The sequence below is a fragment of the Kosakonia sp. AG348 genome, assembly GCF_003337365.1.
In the GTDB taxonomy this organism is placed as follows: domain Bacteria; phylum Pseudomonadota; class Gammaproteobacteria; order Enterobacterales; family Enterobacteriaceae; genus Kosakonia.
Genome location: NZ_QPJR01000003.1, coordinates 600,320 through 621,499, shown reverse-complemented (window position 1 = coordinate 621,499; position 21,180 = coordinate 600,320). Strand labels below are relative to the sequence as shown.

The window sequence follows — 21,180 nt, the reverse complement described above, 5'->3', positions numbered from 1 at the left end:
TTGACAGCACTAATCCTGGTATAGTCGAAAAAATCGACACTGATGGACACATTCCATGGCTATCTCTATTAAGACACCTGAAGAAATCGAAAAAATGCGCGTCGCGGGCCGACTCGCCGCCGAAGTGCTGGAAATGATTGAACCGTACATTAAACCGGGCGTCAGCACGGGTGAACTCGATCGCATCTGCAACGACTACATTGTCAACGAGCAGCATGCCATTTCCGCCTGCCTGGGTTATCACGGTTTCCCGAAATCGGTTTGCATCTCTATTAACGAAGTGGTGTGCCACGGTATTCCGGATGACGAAAAACTGCTGAAAGATGGCGATATCGTCAACATCGATGTGACCGTGATTAAAGACGAGTACCACGGCGACACCTCCAAAATGTTTATCGTCGGTAAGCCGACCATCCTGGGGGAGCGTCTGTGCCATATCACGCAGGAGAGTCTCTATCTGGCGCTGCGCATGGTCAAACCGGGTATCCGCCTGCGCACCCTTGGCGCAGCAATTCAGAAATATGTTGAAGCCCAGGGCTTCTCTGTCGTGCGCGAATATTGTGGTCACGGTATTGGCCGCGGCTTCCATGAAGAGCCGCAGGTGCTGCACTATGATGCTGACGATGGCGGTGTGGTGCTGCAAGCGGGCATGACATTTACCGTCGAGCCGATGGTAAACGCGGGCGATTACCGTATTCGCACCATGAAAGACGGCTGGACGGTGAAAACCAAAGACCGCAGTCTGTCTGCGCAGTATGAGCACACAATTGTCGTTACTGAAACCGGCTGCGAGATCCTGACGCTGCGCAAAGATGACACCATCGATGCCGTGCTAACCGCCGCCTGATTCTGACATTGCTAAATACGATAAACGGTCCGCTCTGCGGGCCGTTTTTTTTACCACTCTCCCCTGCAGCGTCATACATATAAACGACTTTTCATTTTTCATTATCTCTTTTAAGTTGTTTTGCTATGCATATGCACTCCAGACGGGTGGCCCATAATGAGCAACATCACTTCAGAACAATTTGTCAGCGCGGTACAACCCACCCTTCCCGGCCAGCCTGAATATCCAGGCGTTTGGTCACAAGACGAATTCCAGTGCGCCAACATCAAAGCGCATATCGAGGCTTTCCAGCAGTGGCTCGGGCACGTCTTTGACGCCGGTATTTCAGCCGAGCAATTAATCGAGGCGCGCACCGAATTTATTGATCAACTTCTGCAACGCTTATGGCTGGAATACGGTTTTGGCGACGTCAGCGATACTGCGCTGGTAGCGGTCGGCGGTTACGGTCGCGGTGAGCTGCATCCGTTATCGGATATTGATTTACTGATCCTCAGCCGCAGCAAACTTTCCGACGAACAAGCGCAGAAGATTGGCGAACTGCTCACGCTGTTGTGGGATGTCAAACTCGAAGTGGGACACAGCGTTCGTACGCTGGATGAGTGCTTACAGGAAGGGTTATCGGATCTCACTGTCGCGACCAACTTAATTGAATCACGTCTGCTGATTGGCGACGTCGCGCTGTTTCTGGAACTGCAAAAGCATATTTTTAGCGACAGCTTCTGGCCGTCGGAAACTTTTTTCCCGGCAAAAGTGGCGGAACAAAACGAGCGCCACCAGCGTTACCACGGCACCAGTTACAACCTGGAACCCGACATAAAAAGCAGCCCTGGCGGTCTGCGCGATATTCACACCCTGCAATGGGTTGCCCGCCGTCACTTTGGCGCCACGTCGCTGGATGAAATGGTGGGCTTTGGCTTTCTGACCGAAGCCGAGCGCAATGAGCTGAACGAATGTCTGCACTTGCTTTGGCGTATCCGTTTCGCGCTGCATCTGGAAGTGAGTCGCTACGACAATCGCCTGCTGTTCGACCGCCAACTGAGCGTAGCGCAGCGTCTGAATTATGTTGGTGAAGGCAACCAGCCTGTCGAACATATGATGAAGGATTTCTTCCGCGTCACCCGCCGCGTCGCGGAACTAAACCAGATGCTGTTACAGCTTTTCGATGAAGCGATTCTGGCGCTGACCACCGACGAGAAACCGCGCCCGATTGACGATGAATTTCAACTGCGCGGTTCGCTTATCGATCTGCGTGACGAAACGCTGTTTATCCGTGAGCCGCAGGCCATCCTGCGCATGTTCTATATTATGGTGCGCAACAGCAACATTACCGGCATCTACTCCACCACGCTGCGCCACTTGCGTCACGCCCGCCGCCATCTGACACAGCCGCTGTGCTATATCGCCGAAGCGCGCTCAATTTTCCTCAGCATGTTGCGCCATCCAGGCGCCGTCAGCCGTGGTCTGCTACCAATGCACCGCCACAGCGTGTTGTGGGCCTATATGCCGCAGTGGTCGCACATCGTCGGTCAGATGCAGTTTGACCTGTTCCACGCTTATACCGTGGATGAGCACACCATTCGCGTATTGCTGAAACTGGAAAGTTTTGCCAAAGAAGAGACGCGAAATAAGCACCCTCTATGCGTGGAACTGTGGCCGCGTTTAACCCACCCGGAGCTGATCCTGATTGCGGCGTTGTTTCATGATATCGCCAAAGGCCGTGGCGGCGACCACTCGGTGCTGGGTGCACAGGATGTGCTGAAGTTCGCTGAATTACATGGACTTAACTCACGCGAAACCCAGCTTGTCGCCTGGCTGGTGCGTCATCATCTATTGATGTCGGTCACCGCCCAGCGCCGTGATATTCAGGATCCGGAAGTCATCAAGCAGTTTGCCGAAGAAGTGCAAACGGAGAACCGTCTGCGCTTCCTTGTCTGTCTGACCGTGGCGGATATCTGTGCCACCAACGAAACCCTGTGGAACAGCTGGAAGCAGAGCCTGCTGCGCGAACTCTATTTCGCCACTGAAAAACAGCTGCGTCGTGGTATGCAAAATACGCCGGATATGCGCGAACGCGTGCGCCATCACCAGCTTCAGGCGCTGGCGCTGCTGCGTATGGACAATATTGATGAAGAGCAATTGCATCAGATTTGGGCGCGCTGTCGGGCGAACTATTTTGTTCGCCATAGCCCAAACCAGCTTGCCTGGCATGCGCGGCATCTGCTGCAACATGATCTGAGCAAACCGATGATTTTGCTCAGCCCACAGGCCACGCGCGGCGGCACCGAGATATTTATCTGGAGCCCGGATCGCCCGTATCTGTTTGCAGCGGTGTGCGCCGAGCTTGATCGTCGCAACCTGAGCGTTCACGATGCGCAGATTTTTACCACCCGCGACGGTATGGCAATGGACACCTTTATTGTGCTGGAACCGGACGGCAGCCCGCTCTCCGCCGATCGCCACGACGCGATTTGTTTTGGGCTGGAACAGGCCATTACGCAGCACACCTGGCAACCGCCGCAACCGCGCCGTCAGCCTGCCAAACTGCGCCACTTTACCGTCGATACCGAAGTGAATTTCCTGCCGACACATACCGACAGAAAATCGTTTCTTGAATTGATTGCCCTTGACCAGCCAGGGCTACTTGCCCGCGTCGGGCAGGTGTTTGCGGATCTGGGAATTTCGCTGCACGGGGCGAGAATTACAACCATTGGTGAGCGAGTAGAAGATTTATTTATAATCGCGACTGCCGACCGGCGTGGCCTTAATAATGCGCTGCAAAAGGAGGTACAACAACGGTTGACAGAGGCCCTCAATCCAAACGATAAAGGGTGATTATTTTTTTACACAGATGGAAAGAGTAAACAATGCAGCAGTTACAGAACGTTATTGAAGCCGCTTTCGAGCGTCGCGCAGAGATCACACCGGCAAATGCCGATACCGTTACCCGTGAAGCGGTGAATCAGGTTATTGCCCTGCTCGATTCCGGCGCGCTTCGCGTCGCAGAGAAAATCGATGGTCAGTGGGTCACCCACCAGTGGCTGAAAAAAGCGGTTCTGCTCTCTTTCCGCATTAACGATAACCAGGTTATCGACGGTGCGGAAAGCCGCTACTTCGACAAAGTCCCGATGAAATTCGCCGACTACGACGAAGCGCGTTTCCAGAAAGAAGGCTTCCGCGTAGTGCCGCCAGCAGCGGTGCGCCAGGGCGCGTTTATCGCCCGCAATACCGTGCTGATGCCGTCTTATGTCAATATCGGCGCCTATGTTGATGAAGGCACCATGGTTGACACCTGGGCGACCGTCGGCTCTTGTGCGCAGATCGGTAAAAACGTTCACCTCTCCGGCGGCGTCGGTATTGGCGGCGTTCTCGAACCGCTGCAGGCAAACCCGACTATCATTGAAGATAACTGCTTTATTGGCGCACGTTCTGAAGTAGTCGAAGGTGTTATCGTAGAAGAAGGTTCTGTCATCTCGATGGGTGTGTACATCGGTCAGAGTACGCGTATTTACGATCGTGAAACCGGCGAAGTGCATTATGGCCGCGTACCGGCGGGCTCAGTGGTTGTTTCCGGCAACCTGCCGTCTAAAGATGGCAAATACAGCCTGTATTGCGCAGTAATCGTGAAAAAAGTGGATGCGAAAACGCGCGGTAAAGTAGGTATTAACGAACTGCTGCGCACTATCGATTAAGTCTGTCCCTCTTCCTGTCCGGAAGAGGGTGATATATCCCGCCTTTTTTGCATTCACAGGTGGCAAAAATAGATTTTTTCGTTAATTATTCATAGGTTATGTTGAGCTTAAGGGTACCGCTATGTACGATAATCTGAAAAGTTTAGGCATCACCAATCCCGATGAAATCGATCGCTATAGTCTCCGCCAGGAAGCCAATAACGATATTCTGAAAATCTATTTTCATAAGGATAAAGGCGAGTTTTTTGCCAAGAGCGTCAAATTCAAATACCCGCGCCAGCGTAAAACCGTTGTCGCCGATGGTGTCGGCCAGGGGTACAAAGAAGTGCAGGAAATCAGTCCTAACCTGCGCTATGTAATTGATGAATTGGATCAAATCTGCCAGCGCGATCGCACGGAAGTGGATCTGAAACGTAAGATCCTGGACGATCTGCGCCACCTGGAAAGCGTTGTGACTAACAAGATCAACGAAATCGAATCCGATCTTGAAAAGCTGACACGCGGGAAGTAAATCGCGGGGTCTATCGCATTGTGCCGGGCTAACGACCCGGCACAACATCACTTTAATGTTGTTCGTCTAACTGCAGCGCCACATACAGTAGCAGCCTGTCGTCGAAGTTTCCTAAATCCAGCCCGGTCAGTTCCGAGATGCGGTTCAAACGATACTCCAGCGTATTGCGATGGATAAACAGCGCCTTAGATGTTGCCAGCGGCTGCACATTGTGGCGAAACCACGCCGCCAGCGTTCGGCGCAACAAGCCGTTATTATCCATCGCTTTTAGCCGCGACAACGGGCGTGCCAGCTCGTTGGCCTGCCAACCACCGCGTAAGCTGTCGAGCAACACCGGTAACATCAAATCCTGGTAAAAATAGCTACGGCTTTCCGGCATACGCTGTTTACCCACCATCATGGTGGTGCGCGCCGTACGGTAAGAACGGGCAATGCTGCCAGGGCCGGTGAAGTAATTACCCAGCGCGACACGAAAACGCAACTGGCCGTTCTCTTTCATGCGCGTGATCAGCTGTTCCACCCGCTTGCGGTGATCTTCGGCATCCCAGCGACCAAACTGGTTAAGCGCTGGTTTCAGCACCACCATTTCGGTCAGCGAAACAATAGCAATCAGGTTGTTGCGCTCAGGAGTGGTGAGGGCATTTTGCAGTTGCTGCAACTCGGCCATGGCGCTATCCACGCCCAACTGGCCGCTATCCACTTCCACCACAGCCACCACGCGCGGCTGGTTTAAATCAATGCCTAAACGCTGCGCCCATTCGGTCAATGCAGGCGTGTGCTCTTCCGCCTGGATCAGGTTCATGACCAGCTCTTCGCGCAAACGGCTATCCTGCGCCAACAGATGCATCAGACGGGATTGTTCCAGCATCATCTCGGCGGTCATGCAGACTAATTCGCCGTATTTGCGCAACGTTTCCGGTTCACCCGTCAGGCCAATAACACCCACGATTTCCCCTTCAAGACGTAACGGCAGGTTGATACCCTGACGCACACCATGCAGATGGCGGGCAACCGCATCGTCGATATCCACCACACGGCCTTGCGAGAGCACCAGTAACGCGCCTTCGTGCAATTCACCAATACGTTCGCGGTCACCACTACCAATGATGCGACCCCGTGCATCCATCACGTTAATGTTCGTATCAATGATGCGCATCGTGCGCGCCACGATATCCTGTGCCATTTTGGTATCAAGATGCCAGCCAGCCATGTAACCCTCCCGTGTGCAGAGCCCAAGCATAGGGAAGAAAATTCCCGTACGCACTGTGCAAATGCACAAAGCGGCATTCAGAAGTATGGAGTTGTGGAAGGCTTCACAAAACAGAGGAAAGGCCCTCTTCCCGTGGTCCGGGAAGAGGGTTTACAGCGGATTACTGCATCAGCAGATAGATAGAGGTGTCACCGCGTTGAATGTTCAACGCCAGCACCGAAGGTTTACTGTCGAGGATTTTGCGCAGCTCAGCGATATTTTTCACCGGCTGCTGGTTCGCGCCGACAATCACATCGCCTTTTTTCAGGCCAATCTGCGCAGCCGGGGTATTGGCTTTCACCGAATTAACCACCACGCCGCCGTCTTTGCCTTTGTTGCTCATTTCCGCGCCTTCAATACCGCTGAAGATGGTGCTGGAATCAACCTGGTTCTGGCTGCTCTGCTGCAACTCGAGCGTAATATTCACCGGTTTGCCATCACGCAGCAGGCCAAGTGCGACTTTGCTGCCAATCGGCATAGAACCGACTTCCGCACGCAGCGCAGCAAAGCTGCTAATCGGTTTACCGTTCAGAGATGTAATCACATCCCCTGCTTTCACACCGGCTTTCGCGGCGGCGGAATTCGGCATTACCTGGCTGACAAACGCCCCGCGCTGCGCATCGACTTTCATCGCTTTCGCCAGCTCGGAATTGAGTTCGGTACCCATAATGCCCAGCTCACCACGGCGAACCTGACCGAACTCGACCATCTGCCCGGTGAGGTTTTTCACCATGTTACTTGGGATCGCAAAACCGATACCGATGTTGCCACCATCCGGTGCGAGGATCGCGGTGTTAATACCGATCAGTTCGCCGTTCAGGTTCACCAGCGCGCCACCGGAGTTACCGCGGTTGATCGCGGCATCCGTCTGGATAAAGTTTTCATAGTTTTCCGCATTCAGGCCGCTGCGACCCAGTGCGGAGACAATCCCGGAAGTGACCGTTTCACCGAGACCAAACGGGTTACCAATCGCCACGGTGTAATCCCCCACGCGAAGGGCATCGGAGTCCGCCAGTTTAATCGCGGTCAGGTTTTTCGGATCCTGAATCTGAATCAGCGCAATGTCGGAACGCGGGTCTTTACCCACCACTTTGGCGTCAAATTTACGCCCGTCACTTAATTGCACTTTGATGGTGTTAGCGTTATCGACCACATGGTTGTTAGTCACCACATAGCCTTTCGCCGCATCAATGATCACGCCGGAACCCAGCGCCATAAATTTCTGCTGCTGGCTATCACCCTGCCCGCCCGGTGCGCCGCCGCCCTGACAGAACGGTGAGCTCTGGAACGGAGAGCCTTCCTGGCAGAACGGTGAATTATCACCAAAGAACTGCTGGAAGTTACGCGGCATACGCGGCGTGTTTACCGTGGTGCTGCCTTCAACATTGATACTCACCACCGACGGCATCACTTTTTCCAGCATCGGCGCGAGGCTAGGCATTTGTTGTGATGTCGCAGCTGTAGACGATGCTGTTTCCGCTGCCATAGCCGACAGAGGAGACAGCGCTAAACTTAAACTCAAAGCCAGTGCACTCATTGCTAACGTGGTTTTTTTCATGTCTCTCACTCTTTACCGATTAACGCAAACTGCTGTGTATGTGTCACTCAGAGTCGATTTATAGCGTGAAGTTCCGGCATTAAGTGTCTGGAAAAAGTAAAAATTTATTGTCGTTCTTTACAATTCAACGGCATTATTCCACCGCCATCAAACGACGATATTCATCCCATGAATATAGATCCGTCATCCCGCTAATATAATCCTGAATTAATCGACAACGGTGATAATACTCCAGCACCGGGTACTCTGCCGCGTCGGGCGATAATTTGCTCACCGCCTCAACGTAGGCTAGCCGGTGGCGCGTCGAAAGTTTTTGAAACAGGCGCGATTCAATCGGGAAACGACGCAAACGCTCTTTTTCCACCAGCTCGGCAAAATCCGCCGTCGATAATTGTAACAGCGGACGGTAAATATCCAGCAAACCACTGATAACGCGATAGCCCTGTAATTCGAGCTGCTCAACGTCGGGATGGCTGAACACCTGTTTTATGGCGACATTTTTATATAATTCAAGTAGCTGACTAAAGCTGCTTTCATCTTCCAGTAACGCGTGATTGAATTCACCGTTGAAAATCTGCGGCAAGTTATCAATAAAACGCTGTGCCGCGTACGGCACCAGTTTATTCAGCGTATTGACGCGCAGATACATGAAAAATTGATCTTCCGCGCTGCGGCTCATCGAATTAGCGCGTGATTTATCCCACGCGTTTTCGACCACCTGCGCAAACAACGATCCTTTTTCATGCTCCCCCCAGGCGTCATAAAGATGCTGATAAAGTTGTTCCGCGCTAAATATCCGTTTTTCTACCGCATCTTCTAAATCTGCCACGCAATAGGAAATATCATCCGCCGCTTCCATTATCCACGTCAGCGGAAAGCGACTGTAAGTATCAAGGTTTAATTCTTTACGCAGCCGTTCTACATAGGCTTCTTCAGAAAAATAGTAGCCCGGTTTTTTCATTAAATAACTGTGTGAGGCTGGCGGCTCGCCAATCCACCACGCCGGGCGCGTATATTTTAAAATACAGCCGACCTGCGCCCAGGTCAGGTTCATACGCATTAATGTATGCACCAGGCGGATCCCCTGCGCGTTACCTTCAAAATGGCTTAAATCATGGCGCACTTTCCGGCGTAATGCGTTCAGCGTGTCTTCGCCTTCACGCAATTTAAGCGCCACCACTTCGCAGCGATCGTCCGACAGCGGTTGGCTCACCGCATCATCCGGCGCCAGGCGCTGACGAAACCAGTCATTGATTGCCGCCTCGCCGAAATGGCCAAAAGGCGGGTTGCCGATATCATGCATCAGGCACGCCATCTCAACGATGCTTTCAAACGGCCCGGTCAGTTCATCCAGACCGTAGGTTTCCAGCAGGCGCTGCTCTTTCAGGCGGCTCAAAATCTCTTTGGCGATATAACGCCCCACTTGCTGAACTTCCAGCGAATGCGTCAAACGCGTGCGCACCGCCGCGTTACGCTCCAGCGGGAAAACCTGTGTTTTTTGCTGTAAACGTCGGATGGCGGCAGAGTTGATAATGCGCCCACGATCGCTTTCAAAGATGCGCAGTATTTCACGTTCGGTTTTTACACCCTGCGGCGAACGGTAGCGGCGGCGCCAGTTTATCTTGTTGCGAAAGTCGATCTCTGCCATTTCCTCTCCTGTGCTTAGCGTCACGGGATATCATGCAATTGTGTATGCCATGATAGACTATGCCCTGAAAACGTAATCCTGTCTTATCACATTAGCGAGTATCTCCATGAAAATTGGCATTATTGGTGCAATGGAAGAAGAAGTTACGCTGCTGCGTGACAAAATCGAGAACCGTCAGACGCTGAACGTCGGCGGGAGCGAAATCTACACCGGTACGCTGAATGGTACAGAGGTTGCGCTACTGAAATCCGGCATTGGTAAAGTGGCTGCCGCCATGGGCGCGACGCTGCTGCTGGAGCGCTGCCAGCCGGATGTGATTATCAACACCGGTTCCGCCGGCGGCCTTGCAGCAACGCTGAAAGTGGGCGATATCGTGGTTTCCGACGAAGCGCGTTATCACGATGCTGACGTGACCGCTTTTGGCTATGATATTGGTCAATTACCCGGTTGCCCGGCGGGTTTCAAAGCGGATGACAACCTGATTGCCGCAGCAGAAGCCTGCATTGGTGAGCTGAACCTGCATGCCGTACGCGGCCTTATTGTGAGCGGCGATGCCTTTATTAACGGTGCCGAAGGCCTGGCGAAAATCCGCCATAACTTCCCGCAGGCGATCGCCGTTGAGATGGAAGCGACCGCCATCGCGCACGTTTGCCATAACTACAGCGTACCGTTTGTGGTGGTTCGCGCTATTTCCGACGTGGCGGATCAGGAATCCCACCTGAGCTTCGACGAATTCCTGGTTGTGGCTGCGAAGCAATCCAGTCTGATGGTTGAAACCCTGGTACAGAAACTGGCGCGTGGTTAACTCTCTTTTCAGGGCGCTTGCCGCCCTGCTTATTCTGCTTCCGGCGTGGCTTTTCGCCGCGCCGCGTGTTATCTCACTTTCGCCAGCCAATACCGAACTGCTTTTCGCTGCGGGCATTACGCCTGTCGGCGTAAGTAGCTATTCCGATTACCCGCCACAAGCCACACAGATTGAGCAGGTGGCAAGCTGGCAAGGGATGAATCTGGAACGTATTGTCGCGCTGAAACCGGATCTGGTGCTGGCATGGCGTGGCGGCAACACCGAACGTCAGGTGAATCAGCTCAAGCAATTCGGTATCACCGTGATGTGGGTGGATGCGATCACCATTGAGCAGGTCATCGAGACGCTGCGTAATCTCAAAGCATATAGCCCGCATCCGCAGCAGGCGGAACAGGCGGCGCAGAAGCTGCTTTCCCAGTACAACGAATTGAAAACCCGCTACGCCAGCCTGCCGAAGAAACGTGTGTTCCTGCAATTTGGCGCGCAGCCGCTGTTTACCAGCGGAAAAGGCTCGATTCAAAACCAGGTGCTGGAGCTGTGCGGCGGGGAAAACATCTTTGCCGCCAGCCGCGTTCCCTGGCCACAAGTGAGCCGTGAACAGGTGCTGGCGCGCCAGCCGCAGGCGATCGTGGTGGCAGGCGATGAAAAAGAGATCCCGCGAATCGAACAGTTCTGGCGAAATCAGCTCAATGTACCGATTATTTCTCTGCACGGTGACTGGTTTGAACGGGCAAGCCCGCGTATTATCCTCGCCGCTCAACAACTCTGCACTGCCCTTGCGCAGGTGAAATAACCGGGGAATTCACCATGCTGGTTTACTGGCTGGATATTATCGGCACCGCCGTATTTGCTATATCAGGCGTTCTGCTGGCGGGAAAACTGCGAATGGATCCGTTTGGTGTGCTGGTACTCGGCGTCGTGACCGCCGTTGGTGGCGGGACGATCCGCGATATGGCGCTGGCGCACGGCCCGGTATTCTGGGTTAAAGATCCAACGGATTTAGTGGTGGCGATGGTGACCTGCATGTTGACTATTGTGCTGGTACGCCAGCCGCGCCGCTTGCCGAAATGGATATTACCGGTACTGGATGCGGTCGGGCTGGCGGTGTTTGTCGGTATTGGCGTAAATAAAGCCTTTCTCGCTGAAACCGGCCCGCTGGTGGCGATTTGTATGGGCGTGGTAACCGGTGTTGGTGGCGGTATCATTCGTGACGTGCTGGCGCGCGAAGTGCCGATGATCCTGCGTACCGAAATCTACGCCACCGCCTGTATTGCGGGTGGCATTGTGCATGCAACGGCGTATCACTTCTTTGCCGTACCGCTGGAAACAGCAAGTATGCTGGGCATGGTGGTCACGCTGGTTATCAGGCTGGCGGCGATTCGCTGGCACCTGAAGTTGCCCACGTTTGCGCTGGATGAATCAGGCAGATAACAAAAAAGCCGTGTCACTGACACGGCTTTTTATATATGAAGGATTCATTAAATACTGAATGAAGAGCCGCAACCACAAGTGCTGGTCGCATTCGGGTTAGTCACCACAAAGCGGGAACCTTCCAGACCTTCGGTGTAATCGACTGAACCGCCAACCAGATATTGCAGGCTCATCGGGTCAACCACCAGGCCAACGCCCTGCTTCTCAATGGTCATATCACCATCGTTGATTTGATCGTCAAAGGTAAAACCATACTGGAAGCCGCTGCAACCACCACCGGTGATGTAGACACGCAGCTTCAGATTTGGGTTATCTTCGTCCGCAATCAGGTTTTTTACTTTGTTGGCTGCTGCGTCGGTAAACTGCAGCGGCAACGCTACGTCATCACTCATGTCTTGCTCCCGTTGATACTGCGATCTGGTCAAATAGTAACCCGACCTTTTCAGCTATTATCCAATACGCTACTAAATCGTTCAAGTATTCTCCCGCGGCAACTCGCGTTCGCGAGCCGCATCCTGCCTGGCAAGCGTACGTGCCAGGATCGCGGAATAGAGCGGTTTTCCGCCCAAAAACTGTGCTAACAGTGTCGCACCAAGACAGGTAATGATCATTGGCAAAATAAGCTGATAATTGTCAGTCATTTCCAGAACTAGCACGATGCCGGTCAGCGGCGCACGCAGCGACGCGGCCAGTAATGCGCCCATTCCGGCAATGGCGAATGTCCCCGCATCGAGCTGATAATGCGGAAAAATCGCGACACTCGCGCTGCCAAACGCCATGCCTAATACCGTGCCAAGCGCCAGCATCGGCGCAAATATGCCGCCCGGCGCGCCAGAGCTAAAACAGAGTAACGTGGTTGCCACACGAATCAGGAAAATAAACAGCAGTGCGCCAACGGTATAGTTTCCGGCGGTCGCAATCGGGATAAGCGCAAAACCCCCGCCGGAAAGCGCAGGTGCAATCAACCCAAGCACGCCGCAACAACCGCCGATGATACCGCCAATCAGCACCCACTTCCCGGTATGCCCGCCGTGGATACGCTGAAACAGATCCTGGGTGCGCAACACCAGCGTGTTAAATAGCGGTCCGATGCCGCCAAAAATCATCCCCAACACCAGATAGAGCCACAGTGTATTAACCGGCGCATTGCTGAGTTTGCCGACGTCAATTACCGCCGCCTCGCCGTTAAACACGCGAAAGACAATGCTCGACATAATCACGCCGGTGAACACGGCTTTAATTGAGATCAGGTTGTAATGAAACTGCGAACGCATCTCTTCAATGATGAAAAGAATACCCGCCAGCGGCGCATTAAACGCGGCAGAAAGCCCGGCTGCCGCACCCGTCGCCAGCAACGTATGACGTGCTTCACCGCTGCGCAGGCGAAACAGATCGCTCATCATGCGCCCGATATTGCCGCCGATCTGCACGGTCGGCCCTTCCCGCCCCAGCACCATGCCCGCGCCAAGTGTTCCCATCCCGCCAAAAAACTTAACCGGTAAGACTCGCCACCAGCGCACCGGACGCAGTTCCTCCAGCGCACCTTCAATTTCCGGGATCCCCGAGCCGCCGGCTTCGGGCGCGAATCGCCGCACCAGAAAATAGCCAATCATCGCCAGCACTGCCGAGCCAATAAATGCCAGCGGCCACACCAGTGCGCTGTCCGCCATCTGCGCCAGCGCGCCAATACGTGCGTTCAGCACCGCATTCACGGCTTTTTCAAAAAAGACGCCCACTAATCCTGTGACTGCGCCCGCGACTGCGGCAACCAGCAAAATCGCCAGTGGCGTTTTATCGCGTTGCAGCATCTGGCGCATGATGTTGCGGCGTCGCCGTTGCTCAACCTGCTGCTGTTCAAATGAAGGGATTTGCGCTGACATTGATTTTCGATAAGTAATACAAAAGAGGCATTTTACCCGGCAAGCCTCGGCGCGTCGCGGGTAAAATCCCTGCAAAATATGTCGTTTCACCGGGCAAAACTTTCATAACATTCCCGTAATCACATAGAATGACCGGCATTGATTTTTCCACGAACCAGGAATGAAAAGCATGAGTAAGTCTGAAAACCTCTATAACGCAGCGCGTGAGCTTATCCCGGGCGGTGTGAACTCACCGGTACGCGCCTTTACCGGCGTGGGCGGTACGCCGCTGTTTATCGAGCGTGCTGACGGTGCTTATTTGTATGATGTCGACGGCAAAGCCTATATCGATTACGTCGGTTCCTGGGGCCCTATGGTGCTCGGTCACAACCACCCGGCAATTCGCAACGCGGTGATCGAAGCGGCCAGCCGCGGCCTGAGCTTTGGCGCGCCTACCGAAATGGAAGTCAAAATGGCGCAGCTGGTCACCGAACTGGTGCCGACCATGGATATGGTGCGCATGGTGAACTCTGGTACCGAAGCGACAATGAGCGCTATTCGTCTGGCGCGCGGGTTTACCGGCCGCGATAAAATTATCAAATTCGAAGGCTGCTACCACGGCCACGCCGACTGCCTGCTGGTGAAAGCCGGTTCCGGTGCGCTGACGCTCGGTCAGCCGAACTCACCGGGCGTTCCGGCCGATTTCGCTAAACACACCCTGACCTGCACGTATAACGATCTCAGCTCGGTACGCGCGGCGTTTGAGCAATATCCGCAGGATATCGCCTGTATCATCGTCGAACCGGTCGCCGGAAACATGAACTGCGTGCCGCCGCTGCCGGAATTCCTGCCGGGCCTGCGCGCGCTGTGCGATGAGTTCGGTGCGCTGCTGATTATTGATGAAGTAATGACTGGTTTTCGCGTCGCGCTGGCGGGTGCACAGGATTATTACGGTGTGACACCGGATCTGACTTGCCTTGGCAAAATTATCGGTGGCGGCATGCCGGTCGGCGCATTTGGCGGGCGTCGCGAGGTGATGGACGCGCTGGCACCTACCGGCCCGGTCTACCAGGCGGGTACGCTCTCCGGTAACCCGATTGCCATGGCGGCAGGCTATGCCTGTTTAACCGAAGTCGCCCAGCCGGGCATTCACGCCACGCTGACCGAACTGACCACGCAACTGGCCAACGGTCTGCTGAACGCCGCGCAGGAAGCCGGCATTCCACTGGTGGTCAACCATGTCGGTGGGATGTTTGGTCTGTTCTTTACCGATGCCGAAAGCGTGACCAGCTATCAGGATGTGGTGAAGTGCGACGTAGAACGTTTTAAACGCTTCTTCCATTTGATGCTGGAAGAAGGCGTATACCTTGCGCCGTCGGCGTTTGAAGCGGGCTTTATGTCTGTCGCGCATAGCGAAGAGGATATTGACAACACCATCGACGCTGCACGTCGCGTGTTCGCCAAATTGTAATCGGCAAAGCCTCTCCCCGGCGGGAGAGGCTCTCTTTTAGCGGCTCTGCTTTCTCAGCAAATAGATAAAATATGGCGCGCCGATAAAGGTCGACAGCAACCCGGCGGGGATCTGAAACGGAAACAGCAGCATCCGCCCGCACCAGTCGGCAAACACCAGCAGTAATCCCCCCACCAGCGCTGAAATCACCATATGCGGCATCGTGCTACGAAACCCCATCATCCGCGCGATATGCGGTGCCATCAGGCCAACAAAACTCAGCGGGCCAATGGTCATGGTCGCCGTTGCCGTGAGCGCTGCCGCCAGTAACAGCAGGCCGACGCGCGACGGTGTCAGCGCCATCCCGACTGAACGCGCGGTATCACCACCGAGCGGTAAGATCGTTAACCAGCGGCGACACAGCGGTGTCAGCGCCAGCAACATCACCATCATCACGCCAGTACGCCAAACCTGTTCGCCTGAGGCATTGTAAGTGCTGCCGGAAATCCACGTCAGGATCTTTGCCATGCGTGGGTCACCGCTTGCCTGTAACATCATCAACAACATGGTAAACGCTGTGCTCAACGCCATCCCTGCCAGCAGCATGCGGTTCGGCGAAAAGCCACCGCGCCCGGCGGCAACCATGATAATCAGCAACGTCACCGCAGCCCCCAGGCTCCCGGCGGGCATCAGCCAGCCAAACGCGTTACCCGGTACGAAGAACAACATCAATACCACGCCAAACGCCGCGCCTGAGCTTATCCCCAGCACTTCCGGGCTGGCCATCGGGTTGCCGGTCAGGCGCTGAATGATACACCCCGCCACCGCCAGCATCACGCCGGCAGTGAGCGCAGCGACAATGCGCGGCCAGCGCCACGGCATCAATTCGTCGAGTAACTGTCCACTGGCAAAATGCCAGCCTGTCGCGTCACGCCCGAACGTCAGCGCTAACCCCATCGCCAGCAACAGAAGTACGAAACCGCCCAGCGCAAGCCACTGAATGTGCTGGCGCTCAGCCGCCACGTTATCTCCGGCGTCCATCGCGGGTGCGCTCATGCTGCGCAGGCGCGGCAACAACCACAACAGCAGCGGCGCGCCAATCAGCGCAGTGATCGAACCGGTGGAAACTTCCATCCACACGCGAGTCAGCCACCAGATAACTTGATCGGAGAGCCAGAGGATCAGCGCGCCAATCAGCGGTGCCAGCAGCAAGCGCGACAACAAGCGACGCGCGCCGAGCATTTTCGCCAGCAGCGGCGCAAACAGGCCGATAAAACCGATAATGCCGACCGCATTGACCAGCAACGCACTCAACGCAATCGCCAGCGTCAGGGCCGCCAGGCGCGCCAGCGACAGCGCCAGGCCAAGATTACGCGCAACGCCGTCATCCAGCCCCATCAGCGTTAGCGGGCGCAACAACAGCAGCGTTAACACCGCACAACCAAGCAACTGCGGCCACAATCGCTGCACGATGCTCCAGTCGGTTTGCGTTAGCGTCCCGGTGCTCCATAAAAACATGCTTTGTAGTTGATCGTGATGGAACAGCGCCAGCAGTTGGTTAATCGCCCCGCAATAGAGGCTCACCACCAGACCGGCGAGGATCAGCGTCACCGGCGACAAACGCTTTCCCCAGGCCACGCCAAACACCAGCGCGCCGACTGCACATGCCCCGGCAAGCGCGGCAAACTGTGAAGCCAGCACGCCGGGGATCGACCACAGCGTGGTAATGGTGATGCCCAGTTGCGCCCCGGTTGCCACGCCCAGCGTTGTCGGTTCGGCAAGCGGGTTCCGCAGCACCTGCTGAAACAGCACACCGACCAGGCCAAGCCCGGCACCGACCAGCAGAGAAATCACCAGACGCGGCAACAGGCTGTAGTGAAACAGCATCTGATCGATAAGGTTAATGTCCGGCGCGACGAAGGCCTGCACCCACTGCGCGCGCGGCAAAGCGACGGTTAAATTGTTCCAGCTAAGCACGGCAGCGGCGATAAAAAGCACCGTCAGCAGCAGCACGGGAAAAGGCGAAACACGTCGGTTCATGCCCGGCCTCCCAGCGCATTATCCAGCACGCGGGTAAAATGCATCGCCGACAGCGTCGCGCCATAAAACCAGACCGCCGGCACCCGCTGGAAACGCCCGGCACGCACGAAGGGCATCGCCTGCCACAACGGCGTCGCCATCAGTTTTTGCATATCCTGCTCGTTACCGTGATCGAAACAGATAACATCAACGTCTTTGTATTCCGCCAGCCGATCGATACCCACCGCCACGCTGCCCCAGAAAGAGGTTTCGCCGTGCCAGGCGTTACGAATGCCCACGCTATCGAGCACTTCCTGGAACAGGCAGTTCGGCCCGAACGCCAGCACATGGCGCGGGTCGAGCAAGGTGATCATCAATAAAGGGCGATCGCCGCGACGTGCAAAATGCGGTTTTCGCGCTTCAATGAGGGCATCAAATTCGTCGAGATGTTTTTTCGCGGCGGCTTCCAGATTGAGGATCTGCGCCATCTCGTTTAACGAGTGCTTCGCCATGGCGAGCGGCTTTTTGCCATCGCTAAACGTGAAGCCGCGCCCCGGCGCGATTTGCGCCAGCTTCGCTTCGGAAGGGCCATAACCTGCCGACCATACCAGCCAGGAGGGTTTCATTTGCGTCAGCAATTCGAGATTCGGCTCGGTACGCAGCCCAACGTCAATCACCGAAGCGGGCAACGCAGGCTCGTTGACCCATAAGTTGTAACTCTGCACATCCGCAACGCCATAAGGCGCGACGCCGAGCGCCAGCAGCAATTCAACCGGCAACCACTCCAGCGCGACAATGCGCGTGGGATCGATCGCCGCGGCGTGCGCGTTGCGCATGTTCCACAACAGGGGAGAGAGCGCCATCGCCGTCAGTAAGCGACGACGGCTAATATGATGTAATCCAGCCATCAGAAGACAAAACTCACCGGTGCTGCCCCCGCAGGATGCGGCAGGATCCCCATCGGGATGCCGTAAATGTGTTCCAGCGTTTCGGCGCGCATTAATACGTCCGGCGTGCCTTCGGCGATCATCTCACCACCGCGCAGCGCCACCAGATAATCGCAATACCGCGCCGCCATATTGATATCGTGCAGCACGGCAATCACCGTCAGCCCGCGCTGCTGGCTCAAGCGGTGCACCAGCGCCAGCACATCCACCTGATGGGCGATGTCCAGCGCTGAAGTAGGTTCATCCAGCAGCAGGCAGCGGCTGTCCTGCGCCACCAGCATGGCGATCCACGCGCGCTGGCGTTCGCCGCCGGAGAGGCTATCGACCAGGCGGTGCGCCAGCGGTTTTAAGCCCACCAGCGCAATCGCTTCTTCCACTTTTTCTCTGTCGGCAATGCCAAAGCGTCCCAACGCCCCGTGCCACGGGTAGCGGCCAATCGCCACCAGTTCACGAACCGTCATCCCTTCCGCCTGCGGCAACTGCTGCGGCAAGTAGGCCACTTTGCGGGCAAAGGCTTTGCTGCTCCAGCTAGCGAGCGGCTGCCCATCCAGCAAAATATCACCGTCCGAGGGCGGCTGGTGACGGCCAAGCATTTTCAGCAGTGTGGATTTTCCGGAGCCGTTGTGGCCAATCAAACCAGTGACTTTACCCACCGGAAAGGTCAGCGACAGCGGGTGCAGCAGCGTGCGGCCGGGCACACGAAAGGTGACATCGCTGAGTTGAAAGGTGGTATCGGGAAGCGTGTTGTTTTCCTGCATGATTGCCAACTTATAAATGGGCACGGCGAACCGTGCCCGAAGAGAGATTAGAAGCGGAAGGTTGCCGTCGCCACCACCTGGCGTTCTGCGCCCCAGAAGCAGCCGTAAGTGTTAAAGCAGCTTGCGACGTATTCACGATCGAGCTGGTTGTTGACGTTCACTGCAAGGCTGGAACCAGCAAGACCAAAGCGCGCCAGATCGTATTTCACAACGGCATCCATCACCGCCGCACTACCAACTTTGAAAGTGTTATCCGGATCGCCATAGCTGGAACCGATTAAGCGGCCCCCCGTTCCCACAGTCAGCCCCGAGAGGACACCAGAGTGGAAGGTGTAATCCCCCCACAGGGAAGCCATATGCTTTGGAATTTGTACTGGTGTTTTGCCTTTAAGGGTGGTGTCCTGCGTGTACTCAGCATTCGTGTAGGTGTAGGACGCCGTTACGTTGATACTCGCATTAACCGCGGCTTTTGCCTCCAGCTCAACGCCACGAGAGCGAACTTCACCTGCGGGAACCTGTGCAAACGGGTTAGTCGGATCCGTGGTCAGGTTGTTTGTTTTGGTTAGCTGGTAAAGCGCGCCCGTAACAACAACTGGCAGATCTTTCGGTACGTATTTCACGCCAGCTTCGTATTGTTTACCTTTAGACGGCGCATAAGCCACGTTATCAGCCGGGGTCGCAGCCCAGGCTTTTGACGGGTTAGGTTCAAAAGATTCGCTATAGCTGACATAAGGGGTAATGCCATTATCGAAGAGGTAGTTAACCCCGGCACGCCAGGTAAACTGTTTATCATCGCGCTCGACTTTCTGGCCGCTGCTGCGGATAAGCGTGGCCTGTTCGGACCAGTCATAACGACCGCCCACCGTTGCCACCCACTTATTCCATTCCAGTTGATCCTGAACATACAGTCCGGTTTGGTGCTGAGTATTCAACTGGAAAGGCGTCGCGCTCGGGAAATCAACATCGGTATAAACCGGATTATTCATATCCAGCGTAGGCGCACTTCCGTAAGCGTTTTTGATGTCATTGCGGAAACGGGAGTAATCAATTCCCGTTAGAACGATGTGGGAAACATCACCCGTCGCGAATTTACTTTCTAATTGGGTGTCGACGCCAAAATCGCTATAGTCTTCGTCAGCCACAATGATTGAACGTGTAAGCTGATCGTTTGTGGCACCAAAACCATAAACGGTTTTCTGCGAGGTTTTAATCTGGCTGTAGCGCAAGTTCTGGCGAACGGTGAACACATCATCAAACGCGTGTTCAAAACTGTAACCCACCATACGCTGATAGCGTGAATATTCGTTGTTCGGCGCACTGTCAGTAAAGCTCGGGGAAATACGTTTGCCGGACGACAATGGCTCAACCGTGCCTTCTTTCGGCAACCAACCGTAATAGCCCGTATTAGGTTCGTTCTGGATATTCGCCAGCAACGTCAGGTTGGTTTTATCATCCGGGCGCCAACTGAATGATGGCGCAATGGCGTAGCGTTTCTGCTTCGCAAAATCCTGTTGTTCATCGTTAGAACGCGCAAGACCTGTCAATCGGTAAGCATACTTGCCATCATCGTCCAACGTATCGCTAAAATCGAAACCGGTCTGGTAGAGATTATCGGTTCCCATTTTGAACTGGATTTCATGCAGCGGCTCGTTGGTCGGGCGCTTACTGATCATTGAGATGATACCGCCCGGATTGCTCTTACCGTACAGAACGGAAGTCGGCCCACGCATTAGTTCAACACGCTCCAGCATGTACGGATCGATGGTCGCGCCGCTGTAGTAATCCCCCTGCAGTTTAATACCATCAAGGTAGTTGTTCTGCGTAGGTCCTGGCGTCGAGAAACCACGAATGCTGACGAAGTCATAAGTGTTCGATGCACCACGGTTGCTAACCACCACGCCCGGCGTATAACCCAGCGCTTCTTTCACGGATGTGGGCTGATGGATCTGCATCTCTTCGCTGGTCACAACCGAAACAGACTGCGGCGTCTTCTCAATCGGAGTATCGGTTTTCGTCGCCGTCGCCGTGTGTTTCGCGGCAATAGTCGCAGCCGGTCCCCATGCGCTTTCCTGCGGAGCGGCGCTGGTGGTAACGGTGATGGTTTCTTCTTTTTGGGTTGTTGCAGCCTGTGCGTAAACAGACATGCCGCTAACCGCTGTGGCTACTACAACCGCGATTTTACGCAGCGTAGTGTTGACTGGCTGAGCAGTGTTAGGACGCGCCATTAGTTTATCTCTGATTCAAATGAGTGAACGATAACGTAAACGAGAATTATTATTATGACCGCAGCATAATATGCGAAGCGCTGTGCGCATAGCAAGCAGTAAGCCGCCTGAAACGGCCTGAAGGATGAAGAAATAACCAGATGAAAAGCAGGTGGTTAACAGGGGTTTAATACAACGTTATTTG

The 21,180-nt window shown here is 54.9% G+C and carries 17 protein-coding genes; 8 read left to right on the top strand and 9 right to left on the bottom strand.

Translation table 11 applies throughout. From position 1 onward, the window contains the following. Positions 1 to 55 precede the first annotated feature (55 nt). From map to DFO56_RS10050, 4 genes are all read left to right on the top strand, one after another. Complete coding sequence (gene map / locus DFO56_RS10065) at positions 56 to 847, top strand: type I methionyl aminopeptidase (RefSeq protein ID WP_020456604.1); 792 nt, start codon at positions 56 to 58, stop codon at positions 845 to 847. A gap of 156 nt (positions 848 to 1,003) precedes the next feature. Beyond that, a complete protein-coding gene (gene glnD, locus DFO56_RS10060; protein ID WP_017457993.1) occupies positions 1,004 to 3,679 on the top strand; it encodes a bifunctional uridylyltransferase/uridylyl-removing protein GlnD in 2,676 nt (891 codons plus the stop codon). A 32-nt stretch (positions 3,680 to 3,711) separates the two neighbouring features. Beyond that, positions 3,712 to 4,536, top strand: coding sequence for a 2,3,4,5-tetrahydropyridine-2,6-dicarboxylate N-succinyltransferase (gene dapD, locus DFO56_RS10055; RefSeq protein WP_017457992.1), 825 nt, complete (start codon positions 3,712 to 3,714; stop codon positions 4,534 to 4,536). Positions 4,537 to 4,657: 121 nt separating this feature from the next. After that, positions 4,658 to 5,047, top strand: coding sequence for a DUF3461 family protein (locus DFO56_RS10050; RefSeq protein ID WP_017457991.1), 390 nt, complete (start codon positions 4,658 to 4,660; stop codon positions 5,045 to 5,047). Positions 5,048 to 5,099: 52 nt separating this feature from the next. Here the strand turns inward: DFO56_RS10050 and cdaR are convergent, their stop codons facing one another. The 3 genes from cdaR to dgt all read right to left on the bottom strand — a co-directional run bounded on the left by cdaR (position 5,100) and on the right by dgt (position 9,502). Beyond that, a complete protein-coding gene (gene cdaR / locus DFO56_RS10045) occupies positions 5,100 to 6,257 on the bottom strand; it encodes a DNA-binding transcriptional regulator CdaR (RefSeq protein WP_020456602.1) in 1,158 nt (385 codons plus the stop codon). A gap of 160 nt (positions 6,258 to 6,417) precedes the next feature. Further along, a complete protein-coding gene (gene degP / locus DFO56_RS10040; protein WP_044489568.1) occupies positions 6,418 to 7,854 on the bottom strand; it encodes a serine endoprotease DegP in 1,437 nt (478 codons plus the stop codon). A gap of 133 nt (positions 7,855 to 7,987) precedes the next feature. Continuing rightward, entirely contained in the window at positions 7,988 to 9,502 is a 1,515-nt protein-coding gene (gene dgt / locus DFO56_RS10030) for a dGTPase (protein WP_045512012.1), read from the bottom strand. Between the two features lie 106 nt (positions 9,503 to 9,608). On the opposite strand from dgt, the gene mtnN reads away from it, so the two are divergent. The 3 genes from mtnN to DFO56_RS10015 are packed head-to-tail and all read left to right on the top strand — an operon-like array spanning position 9,609 to position 11,738. Beyond that, a complete protein-coding gene (gene mtnN / locus DFO56_RS10025) occupies positions 9,609 to 10,307 on the top strand; it encodes a 5'-methylthioadenosine/S-adenosylhomocysteine nucleosidase (RefSeq protein WP_045512009.1) in 699 nt (232 codons plus the stop codon). After that, positions 10,300 to 11,100: a vitamin B12 ABC transporter substrate-binding protein BtuF gene (gene btuF, locus DFO56_RS10020; protein WP_045512006.1), complete on the top strand. Its 801-nt coding sequence runs from the start codon at positions 10,300 to 10,302 to the stop codon at positions 11,098 to 11,100. The genes mtnN and btuF overlap by 8 nt, the downstream gene beginning before the upstream one ends. Before the next feature lie 14 nt (positions 11,101 to 11,114). Continuing rightward, positions 11,115 to 11,738, top strand: a complete 624-nt coding sequence (locus DFO56_RS10015; RefSeq protein ID WP_020456597.1) for a TRIC cation channel family protein — start codon at positions 11,115 to 11,117, stop codon at positions 11,736 to 11,738. Between the two features lie 47 nt (positions 11,739 to 11,785). Here DFO56_RS10015 and erpA read toward each other — a convergent pair whose 3' ends face one another. Beyond that, positions 11,786 to 12,130, bottom strand: a complete 345-nt coding sequence (erpA, locus tag DFO56_RS10010) for an iron-sulfur cluster insertion protein ErpA (RefSeq protein WP_017457984.1) — start codon at positions 12,128 to 12,130, stop codon at positions 11,786 to 11,788. A gap of 81 nt (positions 12,131 to 12,211) precedes the next feature. Next, on the bottom strand, positions 12,212 to 13,618 hold the full coding sequence (gene clcA / locus DFO56_RS10005) for a H(+)/Cl(-) exchange transporter ClcA (RefSeq protein WP_045512003.1): 1,407 nt from the start codon (positions 13,616 to 13,618) through the stop codon (positions 12,212 to 12,214). Between the two features lie 169 nt (positions 13,619 to 13,787). Here clcA and hemL point away from each other — a divergent pair, with 169 nt between their 5' ends. Further along, entirely contained in the window at positions 13,788 to 15,068 is a 1,281-nt protein-coding gene (gene hemL / locus DFO56_RS10000; RefSeq protein WP_045512000.1) for a glutamate-1-semialdehyde 2,1-aminomutase, read from the top strand. 36 nt (positions 15,069 to 15,104) lie between these two features. Here the strand turns inward: hemL and fhuB are convergent, their stop codons facing one another. From fhuB to fhuA, 4 genes are read right to left on the bottom strand one after another with little or no spacing between them, the layout of a single operon-like run. Then, positions 15,105 to 17,087, bottom strand: a complete 1,983-nt coding sequence (gene fhuB, locus DFO56_RS09995) for a Fe(3+)-hydroxamate ABC transporter permease FhuB (RefSeq protein WP_045511997.1) — start codon at positions 17,085 to 17,087, stop codon at positions 15,105 to 15,107. Beyond that, the gene (gene fhuD / locus DFO56_RS09990; protein WP_045511994.1) at positions 17,084 to 17,974 is read right to left on the bottom strand and encodes a Fe(3+)-hydroxamate ABC transporter substrate-binding protein FhuD; all 891 of its coding nucleotides are present in this window, start codon (positions 17,972 to 17,974) and stop codon (positions 17,084 to 17,086) included. The genes fhuB and fhuD overlap by 4 nt, the downstream gene beginning before the upstream one ends. Beyond that, entirely contained in the window at positions 17,974 to 18,771 is a 798-nt protein-coding gene (gene fhuC / locus DFO56_RS09985; RefSeq protein WP_045511991.1) for a Fe3+-hydroxamate ABC transporter ATP-binding protein FhuC, read from the bottom strand. The genes fhuD and fhuC overlap by 1 nt, the downstream gene beginning before the upstream one ends. A gap of 47 nt (positions 18,772 to 18,818) precedes the next feature. Next, positions 18,819 to 20,996 carry a ferrichrome porin FhuA gene (gene fhuA / locus DFO56_RS09980; protein ID WP_045511988.1) on the bottom strand — a complete coding sequence of 726 codons (2,178 nt, stop codon included), beginning with the start codon at positions 20,994 to 20,996 and terminating at the stop codon, positions 18,819 to 18,821. Positions 20,997 to 21,180 lie beyond the last annotated feature (184 nt).